The sequence below is a fragment of the Paenibacillus psychroresistens genome (assembly GCF_009728935.1).
Lineage (GTDB): Bacteria > Bacillota > Bacilli > Paenibacillales > NBRC-103111 > Paenibacillus_AC > Paenibacillus_AC psychroresistens.
In genome coordinates, this window is the sequence record NZ_CP034235.1 from 2,233,022 (window position 1) to 2,248,178 (window position 15,157).

Annotated in this window: 12 protein-coding genes; all 12 read left to right on the forward strand. The window is 42.2% G+C overall.

What is annotated here, in order from left to right; genetic code table 11:
• The first annotated feature begins 147 nt into the window (after positions 1-147).
• The 12 genes from EHS13_RS09965 (at position 148) to EHS13_RS10020 (ending at position 15,156) form a co-directional block, all read left to right on the forward strand.
• Positions 148-390, forward strand: a complete 243-nt coding sequence (locus EHS13_RS09965; protein ID WP_155700193.1) for a hypothetical protein — start codon at positions 148-150, stop codon at positions 388-390.
• 239 nt (positions 391-629) lie between these two features.
• Positions 630-1,148: a MauE/DoxX family redox-associated membrane protein gene (locus tag EHS13_RS09970; protein WP_155700194.1), complete on the forward strand. Its 519-nt coding sequence runs from the start codon at positions 630-632 to the stop codon at positions 1,146-1,148.
• Between the two features lie 10 nt (positions 1,149-1,158).
• Positions 1,159-1,689, forward strand: coding sequence for a TlpA family protein disulfide reductase (locus EHS13_RS09975; RefSeq protein WP_155700195.1), 531 nt, complete (start codon positions 1,159-1,161; stop codon positions 1,687-1,689).
• A 246-nt stretch (positions 1,690-1,935) separates the two neighbouring features.
• The gene (locus EHS13_RS09980) at positions 1,936-3,774 is read left to right on the forward strand and encodes an ABC transporter ATP-binding protein (RefSeq protein WP_162463043.1); all 1,839 of its coding nucleotides are present in this window, start codon (positions 1,936-1,938) and stop codon (positions 3,772-3,774) included.
• Between the two features lie 22 nt (positions 3,775-3,796).
• Positions 3,797-5,134: an ABC transporter substrate-binding protein gene (locus EHS13_RS09985; RefSeq protein ID WP_162463044.1), complete on the forward strand. Its 1,338-nt coding sequence runs from the start codon at positions 3,797-3,799 to the stop codon at positions 5,132-5,134.
• Positions 5,135-5,184: 50 nt separating this feature from the next.
• On the forward strand, positions 5,185-5,766 hold the full coding sequence (locus tag EHS13_RS09990; protein ID WP_227014008.1) for a cellulase family glycosylhydrolase: 582 nt from the start codon (positions 5,185-5,187) through the stop codon (positions 5,764-5,766).
• Positions 5,767-5,789: 23 nt separating this feature from the next.
• Positions 5,790-6,035 (forward strand): glycoside hydrolase 5 family protein, encoded by a 246-nt coding sequence (locus EHS13_RS09995; RefSeq protein ID WP_162463045.1) that lies wholly within the window; start codon positions 5,790-5,792, stop codon positions 6,033-6,035.
• Between the two features lie 329 nt (positions 6,036-6,364).
• Positions 6,365-9,562, forward strand: coding sequence for a carbohydrate-binding protein (locus EHS13_RS10000; RefSeq protein ID WP_227014009.1), 3,198 nt, complete (start codon positions 6,365-6,367; stop codon positions 9,560-9,562).
• A gap of 336 nt (positions 9,563-9,898) precedes the next feature.
• Positions 9,899-10,807 (forward strand): ABC transporter permease, encoded by a 909-nt coding sequence (locus EHS13_RS10005; RefSeq protein WP_405083579.1) that lies wholly within the window; start codon positions 9,899-9,901, stop codon positions 10,805-10,807.
• 30 nt (positions 10,808-10,837) lie between these two features.
• Entirely contained in the window at positions 10,838-11,740 is a 903-nt protein-coding gene (locus tag EHS13_RS10010) for a carbohydrate ABC transporter permease (protein WP_155700202.1), read from the forward strand.
• 83 nt (positions 11,741-11,823) lie between these two features.
• Positions 11,824-13,506 carry an extracellular solute-binding protein gene (locus tag EHS13_RS10015; protein ID WP_155700203.1) on the forward strand — a complete coding sequence of 561 codons (1,683 nt, stop codon included), beginning with the start codon at positions 11,824-11,826 and terminating at the stop codon, positions 13,504-13,506.
• Between the two features lie 84 nt (positions 13,507-13,590).
• Positions 13,591-15,156, forward strand: coding sequence for a response regulator transcription factor (locus tag EHS13_RS10020; RefSeq protein WP_155700204.1), 1,566 nt, complete (start codon positions 13,591-13,593; stop codon positions 15,154-15,156).
• Position 15,157 lies beyond the last annotated feature (1 nt).

Genomic DNA, 15,157 nt, shown 5'->3' on the forward strand with positions numbered 1-15,157 from the left:
GCTTATTCATCCTGTTCCCGTCGCGAATTTGATCTGAACTCAGCAGGTGTGAGACCAATAAATTTTTTGCCTTCTGAAGCCTCACCTCGTTGATGTAATCGGACACTAGTAATGGAAGTGCTTACAAATCTTTTTGGGGGATGTCCTATGTACAACATTAAACAATTCAGACAAATGCAAAGAAAGCTAGTCCTACTCTTGACCTTTTCACTCGTAATATCTGGCATGATTGGATGGATACCGATTAATGCATACGCAGATCAAGAATCAACGGATGCTGTGCATATTTATGTTGCGAAAACGGGAGACGATTTATCAGGTGACGGTTTAATAAACCATCCTTTTCTAACCTTGCAAAAGGCAAAAGAAGTTGTACATAGCGGTCATTAATGGCAGCGTGCTTGGAATGGGTTTATTGGCAGATAGTCCTGCAGCTTTTCTAGAAGATACTGTTCGGGAGTAAGGTTTTCAGCATCGTGCCTATTATATTCCAAAAAAGGTAGAAAAATAGTTGAATAGTTTAATTTATAGTTGAATAGTGCAGTATATATTTTCCATAAATTATAGAATAATGATAGAGAGAAATAATAATTTAATCATAAATAAAACAAATATTAGGAGGTGCTTTAATGAGCTTTGCGGCATTCTTACAGGTGTTTCTGGCTATTATATTTATCGTAAGCGCGTTTCCGAAGCTGGCTAAATTAAAAGCGTTTGCTAAAACATTGGAAGAGCTTGGACTCCCTCCTTGGATGTCCAGGATTGGATCATGGGGTGTTCCCGCTGTAGAACTCATTGTTGCTGGAATCATTCTTGTTGATAAAATTCGAATCTTCGGACAACTGGGCATTAGTGCTCTCTTGATTAGCTTTGTTTGGGCTGTTTGGCGGGCTAAAGGTAAAAGTCTCGATTGTAATTGCTTCGGTAATCTAGCAACTGAACAATTTGGAAGAAAAACGGTATACCGTATCTTAATTTTGGCCGGCGCTGATACATATTTATTTTTATATACACGGTTAACCGGGCTTCAGCATGCAAGCTTAATGGAATGGTCCTCGGCAATTTTTCTCACCTTATCCATTCTAGCTGTTTATGGCCTTTTGTCTGCAATGATCCGTTTTCAAAAAATGATGGTCAAGAAATCGTGAGGTTAATCCCATGGGCATAAATCAATTGGCACTAATAATGCAATATTTGGTACTACTTCTTTTGGCGGTAGCCATAACTCAAGTATACCAGCGTTCAACTCGTCGAGAGCTTGCTCACAGTAACCATGGCTTTCCCAAGGGGATGCTGTTTCCAAAGCTGCAAATAACTACGGTGTCCGGGCAAGAATTTCCCATAATTCGCCCCCGTACAGAAGGGACGATAGTAGCCTTTACTTCAACTACCTGCAAATATTGCGCTTCCTTGTATCCGCTGCTTACGCCATTTCAGCATAAACAGCCTCAGCTTAAGGTGTTAGTCCTGATAGCTGGCAGTCTGGAAGATACTCTGGCTAAGGCTAAAGAATTCAATTTAAATGAGCTTGTAGTATCATCTATTTCCTTTGATCAATTGACCGAGTTCGGAACTAAGCTTGTCCCCTTTGCCTATTTTCTTGGGGCTGACGGGAAAGTGTTGGCGCAAGGCGGTGTGCAGACCGAGAATGATTTGCAGTTGCTTCTAGAATCAGCTCGTACCGCATAATTTCTCAGGATCGCCATTGAAAGGAGGTGAAAACTAATGATCCAAACAGCTAGTTCTTGCAATTGCTATTCCTATCCATGTGTTTGGTACGGAGATCGGAATGGTCACATCGAGATTTGTGACGGCAACTCTTATTGCACTTGTCCATAAAGATGAGGTGAAACAGGGGCATCGCATCCTTCGCGTTGTCCTCTGTTTTTTTTCTGGCTTTTTGGAGTTCAGATGAGCATAAAGGGGGGCAGTTATGTGAATGTATCTTCATCTTCTCGAATAATGGTTTGGAAAACAGCGGGGGCTGTCTTGCGGTTAATTTGGGGCAATGATCGCATGCTCTTGTTAGGCGCGGGTATGCTGCAAGTCGTTGCGGCAATCATACCGGCTCTGCAAATTTATACTACGAAGGAAATGGTGGATGTCCTATCCGAAGCATTGGTTTCCCCGAATAAAACCGCTTCCTTCCCTGCAGCGCTTGCTTGGGTTACTCTACAGTCCTTCTTGTTTGCATCCTTGACCGTTATGAGGTCTATAGGTGAGTACATGTCCTTGCAATTACAAACCCGAACATCCTTTCACATGGATAAGCAAATTGCCGAAAAAGCAGCAAAACTGCCTCTAAGCGTTTTTGATCAACCGACCTATTACGACCAACTGCAAAGGGTTTCAAACGGTGTAAGTCTTCGGACAATGAATGTCATCCAATCCTTGTTTGCACTGGTCCAACACGTTTTTACACTGACGGCTGTCCTTATCGTTCTTGCAGCATTTCACTGGGCAGTTGCTGCCGCTTTATTACTAATCCTAATTCCAAATATGCTTTTGCATATGCGTATTGGACAATGGCAATTCTGGCAAATGATCGCCCAAACACCGACGGCTAGACGCTCCAAGTATATATTCCAACTATTATGTGGACGTGAAGCTGCCAAGGAGATTCGCGTTTTTGGGACAGCCATTTATTTGCGAGATCTCTGGTCCAAGCTTTTTTGGAAAAACGCGACGGAACAGCTGCGATTGCATCGTAAAACTTTGCTCAGCAGATCCGTTCACGAGGGCGGCGCTGAGCTTACTTTATATTTGGCCTGCATTCTATTAACCTGGCTTTGTGTTCAGGGACGAATGACGGTAGGTTCCTTTGTTTCCATTTTTCAAGCTATGCGGAACTCACAAAACGCAATGTCTGGAATGGTCTTTACTCTATCCCGATTCTATCAAGACGCTCTCTATGTCAGTGAGTGGTTTACATTTGCTGGGATGGAGGAGGAGAGGTCCCCTGAAAAGCCAAGTACTTTATCCGGATCTCTTCAAAAAGGAATAGAGGTTCGGGAATTGACCTTTCAATATCCAGGTGCGGTAGAGCCTGATCTTGATCAAATTTCTCTACACATTCATCCAGGTCAGAAGATTGCTATAGTAGGGGAGAACGGTGCAGGGAAAAGCACCCTAATTAAATGTTTAATAGGTTTATATTCTCCCAGTCAAGGTCAGATCTTATATGACGGCATACCATTGGAGAGTCTGGAGCCTACGGATTTTCGTAAACGGGTTACAGCTGTATTTCAAGATTTTGTACAGTACCAGCTAACATTAAAAGAGAATATCGGCTTAGGCCATTTAGAGCAAATCAACAATACGGAAGCCTTAATACAGGCTGCTCACCGCACAGGAATAAATGAATGGTTAACTCTAAAGGCAGAAAGCCTGGAGACTCAGCTAGGAATACTTTTTGAAGGCGGGAAGGAACTATCCTTAGGACAATGGCAAAAGGTTGCGCTTAGTCGGGCTCTTTTTAAGGAGGCTGAGCTTGTTGTTTTGGATGAGCCAACTTCATCTATGGATCCCAAGGCAGAAGCCGAGCTGTACAGACTGTTCTCAACGCTGTCTGAAGGGAAAATTTCCTTAATGGTATCCCACCGCCTGGGAAGCTGCAAGCACGCCGATCTTATTCTTGTCATGGAGAAGGGGCGTATTATTGAACAGGGAAACCATAATCAACTGATGAGCCAAAATGGAGTTTATGCAGATATGTTTCGAATCCAGGCAAATCTTTACCACATCGAAACAGTAAGTGAACCGATCATATCTTAAACACATGAGGAGGGAAACCAGCATGAGAATAAAAGTGGCATCAAAAGTCCACATTCTGAAAGGCATTCTTTTTTTAGCCATCCTGGGTCTACTAAGCGGTTGCTTCGCAGTTGACTCACAGAAGGATCCACAAGAGCTCATTCAATCTTCAGGCAAAGTAAAAGTTTTGCTTGCAGCATCTCAGAATCGATACTACGGGTATAGCGCCCAATCGTTCTTTACAAAAATGTATTCGGAGCCATTTCAATCCATCCATTCAGATATTCAGATTGAATTAATTTCACTGGACAAAGTAAAGAAAAATCCATCAGGTGAGCTTGATCTAGAAACCATTCGACAACTGATTGCAGATGAGCATCCAGATTTAATTTATATGAATTCCTCCCAGTATGAACAGCTAACCACCGATAATAAACTAACTCTTTTGGATGCCAACATTGAACAAGGCGAGTTTGATATGAATGCTTTTTATCCACCTGTCTTGGAAGCATTGAATAGGGGAGGTTACTATGGATTGTCTCCAAGCTTCGATAGCTTAGCCCTGTTCTATAACAAATCGATTTTCGACTCGAAGAGTATCGCTTACCCAAAAGAAGGCATGACTTGGGAAGAGTGGTTTCGACTAGTAGCACAATTCTCGGTTCATGAAGCAGATAAGGCACGAATATATGGAATTTATCAGCCTCCCTACTCCAGATTAAGCGGCCTAGAATTGATTCGTTTCATTGGAGAGTCTATGGGACTTCCCAAATGGAAAGAAGAATCTGATGCCGATATGAATGAGTGGATACCCCTTTTGGATCGTTTCGCCTCTTTGTATCATTCCGGATCGATAGCGCCACCCGAAGCTCGCCAACTAGCTGTCTCCGCCTCAGACCATGGGAACGATAAATTTATGCAGGGTGCCGCTGCAATGACCTTTGCCGGTTCAGACTTTTTCCGAAACTTGTTGGACGTTCGTCGGGATCGAGAAGCATTTAATGACTGGGGAGTCGTTTCATTGCCGATCTTGGCCGATAATCCCAAACAAACATTAGGTTTCACTGCATACGAAATATATGGCATCCCTCTTGGCGCTAAAAAATCTGCAGCTGCTTGGCAGCTGATTCAATATATTTGTGGAGATGATCGTGCCAAGCTTGCAATGGAGCCGCCGTTCAGATACTTCTCATCCAATCGCAAACAATGGCAGACGATTAACTTAGCGCCATTTACTGAATTGATCCCCGATAAAACGAAATCTTTCTTTAATTCTGCGGAAGTTACCAGCCATCAGGAGGAGCAGCATGCACTAGAGGCGATCAAAGAAGAAGGGAACGGTTGGAGTCTGTTATCTCTCTTTAGAAATTCCTATCGTTGATTAGTATAAGATTTCGATGAATAGAGCTCAGGAGCTGGAGTGTGAATAGCATGATAAGATTCGGTGTTAACTATGTGCCTTCTAAGAAATGGTGGTACAGTTGGTTGGATTGGAACCCTGAAAGTATTCTAGAAGATCTGCAAGCTATCCGCAGCTTGGGAATGGATCATATTCGCATTCACTGTTTATGGCCTATATTTCAGCCTAATCCGGATTACGTTAGTGAAACAGCACTGAATAGACTTTACGAACTGTTGAATATAGCTGACGAATGCTCGATGGATGTTCAGATTACCGTGCTGAATGGATGGTTAAGCGGATTTTCATTCTATCCGGCGTGGAAGGGAGATAGGAATCTTTTCACAAACCGTGAAATGATTAAAGCGGAGAAGTTTTTATTCCAGCAAATTGCGAATAAAGTGAAGGATCATCCGAAATTTATGGGATTCGATCTGGGCAACGAAATCAATGTTCTTACCTGGAAAGGAGACCGCTTCAGCATGGAGGAAGGCGACCTTTGGCAGACAGAAATGATGAGCTTTTGTGAGTTGGTTGCTCCAGGGAAATTCCATGTTAACGGTGTTGATCAAATCCATGGTTTTCGGATCAGGGCTTTTCTCGCAAGGCTTTAAGCAATGCGGGTTCGGCAACAGCTTTGCATACCTGGGTTAAATTCACTGAAGCCTTGGATTTATATGGATGGCAAGGCTCAGGCAGTTTACATCTGGCTGAATACTGCATCGAATTATCTAAAGCTTATAGTCTAGATGCAGATCGTCCCATTTGGTTGCAGGAGCTAGGAGCATCCTCTTTATGGATGGCAGAAGAGCATATCTCTCCATTTCTGGAATACTCGGTGCGCAATGCAGCATCTTGCTCGAAGCTTTGGGGAATTACCTAGGTGAAACCAAGCGGGAAGCGACTTATGGAGCTTTCAGGGGATAAAGAATATTTAAGTAGGACAATAGATAGTTGAAATTGGACACTTTTCGTTGAATTTAGCGATAGTTGTTAAAAAAGGTGAAGCTTATAATAAATGTGAACAAGAATAGAAGGAAGATTTGAAGAGACAATAGAAGACTGGGGGTGATGGTTAATGAATAGTTTTTTGAATGGAGATCAAAAGTTAATTCTTAAGCGGTAGAAGTAGGCGGTTATTCTACTCTCAATCAAAGTTTCCTATCTCTATTCTTGTATCTTTCAATAGATAAGGTGGCAATGAATTTGAGTATGAAAATAATGGATACTAAGCGATTTTTCTCGATGATCATGGCTTTTGTAATGGTATTTACTTTACTTATAGGGAGTGCTCGAGTCCAACAGGCCAGTGCCGATGGTAACACGATTGAGGCTGAGAGCTATAATGGGATGTCAGGCATAGCCAATAACAGCACTTTCGTAGGCAGCTTGGATAATAACGATTGGGCGCAATACAACAACGTTCCTTTTGCGGCAGGAACTACTGGTTTCAGTGCGAATATAGCTGTGGATGCAGCATATGCAGGGCAAAAAATCGAGCTTCGTCTAGACAGTACAACAGGTACTTTAATTGGTACTTTGACAGTACAGAGCACAGGAGGCTGGAATACCTTTACTACCCAGAGCACCACAGTTACTGGAGCAAGTGGAACTCATAATCTTTATCTAGTATTTAAAGGGGCCAATGGTTTGGTTGAAGGAGTAGGGAATTTAGATTGGTTTAAATTCACTGGCAGCGCTACTCCAACCCCGACCCCGCCCCCGACACCAACCCCGACACCGGCTCCAACACCAGCAGCATTCAGTCAAACTACACCGGCTAGCGGAGCAACCAATGTCAATGTTAAACCTAGCTTTACATGGGGAACATCAACAGGCGCTGTAAGTTATGCGTTGATTGTTTCGACCAATAGCAGCTATACGAGTCCATCTATTAACGTAAGCAATCTGGCGACAGCTAGTTATACTCCAAGCACCGCTTTGGCTGCTAACACCCTATATTATTGGAAAGTAACGGCAACGAATGCTAACAGTTCAAAAATAGCGAGCAATGCGGGTATATCATTCACAACAGGCGCAGCACCGACTCCCACACCCACGGCAACTCCCACACCAACACCTACACCAACTCCTACGGCAACACCAACACCTCCTCCGGTGGGTACAACCAAATATGAAGCTGAGAATGCCAGCTTATCCGGTGGAACTATTGCAACCTCTGGCTACCCAGGCAATTCCGGGACTGGTTATGTCGAAGGCTATCAATTCAACGCAAATGCTCGTACAGATTTTACTGTTAATGTCGCTTCAGCCGGAAACCGTAATTTAACCCTCCGTTATGCAGCAGGGAATAGTACGGTTACCTCACTTAATTTAATCATAAATGGAACTGTTATTAAGGCGCTTAACCTGCCCGCCACAGGCAATTGGTATACATGGGCGGATAAGCTGGAGAATGTAAGCTTGAATAACGGAGTCAACACAATCTCATTTAAAAGCAATTCGTCCTCTAGCGATGTTGCGAATCTAGATTATATCCTTTTGCAGGCAGATCCTACTCCATCACCGACACCTGTGCCAACACCAGGGACATTCAGTCAATCAGCTCCAGTAAACGGTGCAACGAATGCCAATGTAAAACCTAGTTTCACATGGGGTGCTTCGACCGCAGCAGCAAGCTATACATTAGTTGTATCAACGAACAGCAGCTATACAAGTCCTGCGATCAATGTTAGCTCTCTAACTGGAACAAGCTATACGCCAACCACAGCTTTAGCTGCTAATACATTGTATTACTGGAAAGTTACAGCAACGAATGCAACTGGATCCCGATTAGCTGGGAATGCAGGTATTTCATTCACGACAGGTGCAGCACCAACACCAACGCCTACACCGTCGCCAACTCCAACTCCACCTCCTGGGTCAACCTATTATGTTTCGCCTAGCGGGAATGACAGCTCAGGTACGGGGGCATCAGGAAATCCATGGAAGACGTTAGCTTATGCTGCGGCACATGTTCCGGCAGGTGTAGGCAGTACAATTTATCTCACTGCAGGGACGTTTGTTGAAACGAAGCCAGCGCTTATTCCGCTTGGCGTTAATATTCAAGGGGCGGGCGAAGCCAATACAATCCTCTCATCCAGTGGTGTAACGCTTGCGCCAGGCATCAATCCAAGTGCTGCTGACTATAAGCTATGGTATGACGGCAGCTTGATCCAGCTTATTTCTCCTCATTACACCGTATTTCGCGATCCGACCAGTGCGGTAATTGCACCAGCTAATGGCAATCAAACCATTACTGGCTTTACTATTGATGGCAACAGCAAATCATTAAAAGCTGGTGTTTGGGTAGAAAACCGTAATAACGTAACTCTGCATCATGTGACGTTTAAAAACTTGGATCAGCGTGGAGCCGTGTTTGGTCCAGGAGATAAAGATTGGTTTGTTTATCCGGCTTATTATATGACAGGTACAAAAATTTACAATTGTACGTTTATTAATTCGGGAAAAAACCTTGGAGATGAGTCTATTGGCAATCTGAATATTGCTCAGCTTGATGGGGCTGACATTTACAACATTACGATTAATGACAACCAAGGAGGATATGGAATTAAGTTTATTTACGATGGTTATTTAAAAAATGTAAAAATACACGATAGTACGATTACGGTCAGTGAATCCGATCCGATGTGGGGCGAGAATATTTCTATTGAGCTTTGGAATCTGGGGACCGGAAATGAAATATACAACGTCAATTGCAATACTTGGTTATCCTTGGTCAATCATCCAGGCATTTTTGATGCACCGGTCGGTACGGAGAATATGAAGGTGCACGGAGTTAGAATGATAGATTTGGATGGAGATAGTGCTAAGGAAGCGATTGAAATTGCTGCGCCAGGCATCGAAGTTTATGATAGCTATTTTCAGAATAAGGGCTTTGGCATGGCATTGTGGGATATGGGACATAAGAATATAAGCATTCATAACAATATATTCTACAACACTACAGAGCATAGCAATTGGGCTGGTGCTGGCGCAATCTATATCGACAACAGCAGAACCTGGAGCTTCACTAATATTAATATCTATAATAATGTGTTCGATACCTACATGAATGCTGTGAAAGTAACAGGAAGCAATATTAGTGGCGTGAATGTCATAAATAATGCATTTCTGAATGTGGGTGTATCTGATCTTGAGGCTGTAGGCAGCAATATCGTATTCAAGAATAACCTGAAATATAATGCTGTCAGCAAGCCTTGGGTTATTAATGGTGCGACAACTCAAGCCAACAATATCCTCGGAAATCCGGGTTATCTAAACACGGGAAGCAGATGGGATACATTCTATAAACCTAGCACTGCAAGCAGCTTTGCTGTGGATAAAGGGTTGAACGTAGGTTTGCCTTACAATGGTTCAGCCCCAGATATTGGACGCTGGGAAAATTAAAATTACACTTAGAATAATCAAATAGTTAATAAGCCGTTCTTTTCCAGTGATGGATAAGGAGCGGTTTTTTTGACTTTGTTTTGGTGTCCTCGCTGAAAATAGTTGAATTTTTACACTTTTCGTTGCGTGGATTGGTTGTTGGGTACGGAGTAATTTCTGTAAGATTAAGATACAAGGGTAAACGGCTAGGCCGTCCTTTAAGGACGGTGCGTTTGCCAAGAAATATCAGTCAAAAGTATGGAATTATATACTATCTGATATTTAAAAAAAGGACAGTAGGGGATGCCAATGCAAACGGAGACAGTGACACAGCCGGATAAAAGACAAGCTAGAAAAATGTCCCTAATGCGGAGGGCAATCACACAATGGGATATCCAGCTGATGATTATTCCAGGGTTTTTGCTCGTTTTAATATTTTCCTATTTACCTATGTATGGTGTGCTGACGGCATTTATGGATTATGACTTGTTTAAAGGAATGCTGCATAGTCCTTGGGTGGGAACTAAGCATTTTGCGATGTTTTTCCACTCACCGGATTTCTGGCGAATTATGAGAAATACAATTTGTATAAGTTTGCTGAAATTAATTGTGATCTTTCCTGCGCCGATTTTTCTAGCACTTGTTCTTAATGAAGTACAGTCCATCTTCTTCAAAAGGGTGTTTCAAACGATCAGCTATTTGCCGCATTTTCTATCCTGGGTCATAGTCGCAGGTTTCGTTGGCTCTATGCTGTCGGTTGATAACGGAAGTGTCAATATCCTCTTGCAGAAGCTCAATATTACGGGTGAACCGATTAATTGGCTTTCAGTCCCTGAATATTTCTGGGCAATCATTATTGGAACGAATTTATGGAAGGATATCGGATTCTCCTCCATCGTATATTTGGCAGCAATCGCAGGAATTGATCCGCATTTGTATGAATCCGCAGCGATTGACGGTGCAAGCCGTTTCAAGCAAATATTCACAATTACACTTCCATCGCTCATGCCAATAATTATGATATTTCTGATTCTCAGTATTGGCAATGTGTTGAATGCCGGATTTGATGATCTTTATCTGCTAAGCACTAATCCAATTGTTCGTGATGTATCAGAGGTTATCGATACTTATGTATATAGAGTCGGCATTCAAACCTCGAGATATTCTTATGCAACTGCAGTGGGCTTGTTTAAAGCAGTACTCAGCGTAGGGTTACTAACCACAGCCAATGCTCTTGCCCGTAGATTTGGTCATAGTCTTTGGTAGTTCATTATAAAAGCAAAGAGGTGAAGGCAGTTGAAATTAAGCACTGAGGATAAAATCCTCCGCACTTTTATTTATATATTTCTACTGCTGCTCGGTTTTGCAGCAGCATATCCCTTCTGGAATTCATTGGTGATCTCGTTTAATTCCGGATTGGATACATCCTTAGGCGGTATTACGTTCTGGCCTAGGCAGTTCACCTTGGATAATTACAGAGTGGTTTTTGCAGATGACCGTCTATTGAATTCATTTGGAATTTCCGTGCTTCGCACACTGGCAGGAACCTCGCTATCGATCTTTTTTACAGGGATGCTGGGCTATGGATTATCTAAAAAGGGTGTTGCGTTTTATAAATTTTATATGCTGTTTTTCATTTTCACGATGTTTTTCTCTGGAGGCTTGATTCCTTCATTTGTAATTAATCGCTCGCTTGGCTTAACGAACAGCTTCTGGATTATGATCATTCCGTTCATCATTAATATATGGAATATGATTATTTTCCGCTCCTTCTTCCGAGAAATACCGGATGGATTGGAAGAGTCGGCTAAGCTGGATGGCTGCAGCAACTTTGGCGTTTTATTCCGAATTATTGTCCCGATTTCTGGTCCTGTTATTGCTACATTGTCCCTGTTTGTTGCCGTATTCCATTGGAATGATTGGCTCACAGCTACGATTTATATCAACAAACAAGGCTTGATGCCCATTCAAAGCTTACTGCAGCAGGTATTGAATTCGAATTTAGCCCGCGAAGTGCTTCAACAAGCCACAGGTGGCAACGCTGCCGCGATGAATCAATTTAACAATGCGCAGACGATCTCAACTAAATCACTTAGCATGGCAATTATGATTGTAGCGACACTTCCCATTATCGTGGTTTATCCATTCCTCCAAAGATTCTTTGTTAAAGGGGTTACGGTTGGTTCACTTAAAGGCTAGTGCTTATGTTTGAAAGGTTGCATAGTTTTGTTGTTGATGCCTAAGGGCTTAACATATAATAGGATTGAGAGGGGAAAGGTTAAATGAAAAAGCACAAAATGCTTCAACTTTCACTTGCTTTGGTTTTGGTAATGAGTCTTTTCTTAACGGCATGTACTAAAAAGGAAGTGGCAACAGTTGTATCAGCGACACCAGCTGCCAGCATGGCGGCAGTAGAAACGACCGCTCCGAGCGCAGAGCCAGCACCGACAGCTCCCGCGCAATTCACTTTGGGGTCTGAACCACTAAGCTTTAGCTTCTATGGGAATTATGATTGGTGGGTTACGAACCAATGGGGTGGAGATTCACCTTCCAAATGGATTCAGGATAATTTGAAGGTGACCGTCACACCTATTCAGTCAGGCGGTGCTGCTGTACAGAAGCTTAGTACAATGATAGCGGTGAATGAATTGCCTGATGTTATTTTGCTCGATCGTGGTCCGGACGTGGAAAAGCTGGTTAAGGCAGATAAGCTGGTTGCACTTGATCCATACTTGGATAAATATCCGAATTTAAAGAAATACGCTGGGGAATCAACACTCAACATGCTTCGCTCTGAGGATGGCAAGCTGTATACCTTCCCTAATTACTATACACAAAAACCGAATGGCAATGCCGGATATGTCATAAATACTAAAATTTACAAAGCTTTAGGTTCCCCTAAGCTGGAAACCTTTGAAGAGCTTGCAAGCTATCTGAAAATGGTTAAAGCCAAATATCCAAAAATTGTTCCACTAGAAGTTGATGTTAATGCAGGCGGAGTTTATTTATTTGCAACTGGATTCGAGGAAAACTATCCGATTACCTTTATTAATGAGAAGGCAGTTCCAAGAGACGATAAACTAACCTCTTTATTCCTAGACCCTACTTTTAACACTACATTGAAATATGCCAGTCAGCTTTTCCGGGATAAATTAATAACACAGGATGCGTTTACACAAAAAAGTGACCAGGTGTATGAAAAACTTAAAAATGGTCGTGTGGCTGTGTTCGTTTCAGGGGATGCTTTGAACTCTAAAGTACTTGAAGCTCATAATTTCCTTAAGCAAAAAGATCCAGAGGATGGCTATATGGCGATCTGGCCGATTCATAAAGATGGCGTCTCTAAAGACAAAGTATTCCCTAACAGCTTTGCTTCACAAGGCTGGAATGTCAATGTCATCACTAAAGGAGCTAAGAATCCCGAAGCGATATTTGCCTATCTGGATTGGTTGACAGGCAATGAAGGGCAAACAGTTACGAACTTTGGTCCTAAAGGGCAATATTGGGACACGTTAGATGCAGATGGAGCACCGATTCCAAATGCCAAATGGACCTCTACACCGCAGGCTGATAAGGATAAGGAGCATTTTGGATCCTTTGACTGGGCAGGCAACACAGCATTCCTTGATGGTACAAAAGCGAAAATTGACAGTGCCCTTCCAGAGGATCAACGCAGCTGGTCTACAACTCAGCAGCTTAATGTCATGTGGAAAACCTCGCTGAATACGACCGAATTTACTAATTTAGCACCATCCCCGGATTCACCCGAGGGTATCGCAGCAACAGCCTTGCAGGATATTATTACTAAGGCAACGGCTAAAGCTATTTATGCGAAAAACGATGCTGAAGTAGATTCCATTCTAAAAGAAGCTAACGACTCAGCAGTAAGCCAGGGGTATGACAAGCTATTGCTATTCAAAACAACAAAATGGCTAGAAAACGTAGCGAAAGTAAAAGTTCAATAAATACGTCAAACAAGACTACAATAAAAAGGGTATACTTTCAAATAAGTATGCCCTTTTTAACTTAGCTGGAAGGAGAAGGGAATTATGTTTAAAGTATTATTGGTTGATGATGAGATGCTGGATCTTGAAGGGATGGAGCGTCTCCTACCTTGGGATTCTTTAAATATGAAGATTGTTGCATCCTTAAATAGTGGATTTGAAGCGCTGGATTATTTAAAAGAATATCCAATCGATATTCTAGTATCTGATATTAAGATGCCAATAATGTCTGGCTTAGAATTGGCAAGCCGAGCATTGGAGATGTACCCAAAGCTAAGAATAGTGTTTGTTAGTGGCTATGAAGACTTTCATTATGCCAAGAAGGCCATTCAGTTAAATGCCAGCGGTTATGTGCTAAAGCCGTTTAACGATGACGAAATGATCCAAGTGCTTAGTGATGTTAGAGATTCTTTGCATCATGAACTAGAGTGGGAACGAATGGAGAACGTGCAGAAGCAGCACATGAACCTAGCTTATGATGAAATGATGCATCAATGGATCGAAGGGAAAAGCGGGGGCGAGGGGTTTCTAAGCTGGATTAAACAAACGCAACCATCTATTACCGTGGGAACCTATCAGCTTGGCTTGCTGGAGTTGGATGATGTTTCATGGAAGCTGGAGGGTCAGTCTGAAGATGAGCAGGAAATGATAGTCAATAAAGCATTAGCTGTGCTATCTGCTGGCTGTAAAGCAGAAGGAATCAGTCTGCATTGTCAAACGGATATATCACGTATGGCTCTAATTATAGAAGGAGATGATCCAAGAGCTAAGCTGGAACGGATCCTGAATTATATGAGCAAATATTCCTTATTTACAACAACAGCAAGCTTAGGGCAGGTAACCAGTTTTGAACAGCTTCCGGAATCCTACCGCACGGCTAAGGAGGTTTTATCTTATAAAATCTTTTGCGGTAAAAACGGCATCATTACCTTTGAGGATACAAAGTCCTATGAGCAGCAGGATATTCAGAACGTAGACGATTTTCTGCAAACGCTATTCATTGCGATTACAAACTATGATCTTGTCCAAATAGATGATTGTTTAGAGGATCTGTATAAGCAAGTAAAAAACTATGGCAAAAAAATGACAGTTTACAATGTAACGCTTCATATAATTACGAAACTGGATTCTTTTCTTTCCAGTATGAATGAAAATCTGAAGAGTATTCTAGGGATTGAGCTCAAGAGCTTGGATATTCTCTACCGCTTTGAAACCATGGATGACATTAAATCCTGGCTGCGACGCAGATTGTTCGAAATTTCTGAAATGCTCTTACTGAAAAAACAACGGAAAAACCGTAAGCTAATTGATGAAATTGAGCAATATGTTCAGAAGCATATGAGTACTAATCTCACACTTCGCGATGTCGCTAACTTTTTCGCTTTTTCACCCAATTATTTGGGGCATCTCTTTAAAGAAGAGAATGAGGAGTATTTCAGTGACTATGTAATTAAAATAAGACTTGAGAAGGCAGCAGAGCTACTGCGAAATCCTAAATTAAAGGTTTATGAGATCGCGGATCAGGTGGGTTATAAGAGCTTAACCTATTTCAGCAGGCAATTCAGGGAGAAATACGGCATTACCCCGGGTGATTATCGCAAGCAAAGTTGAG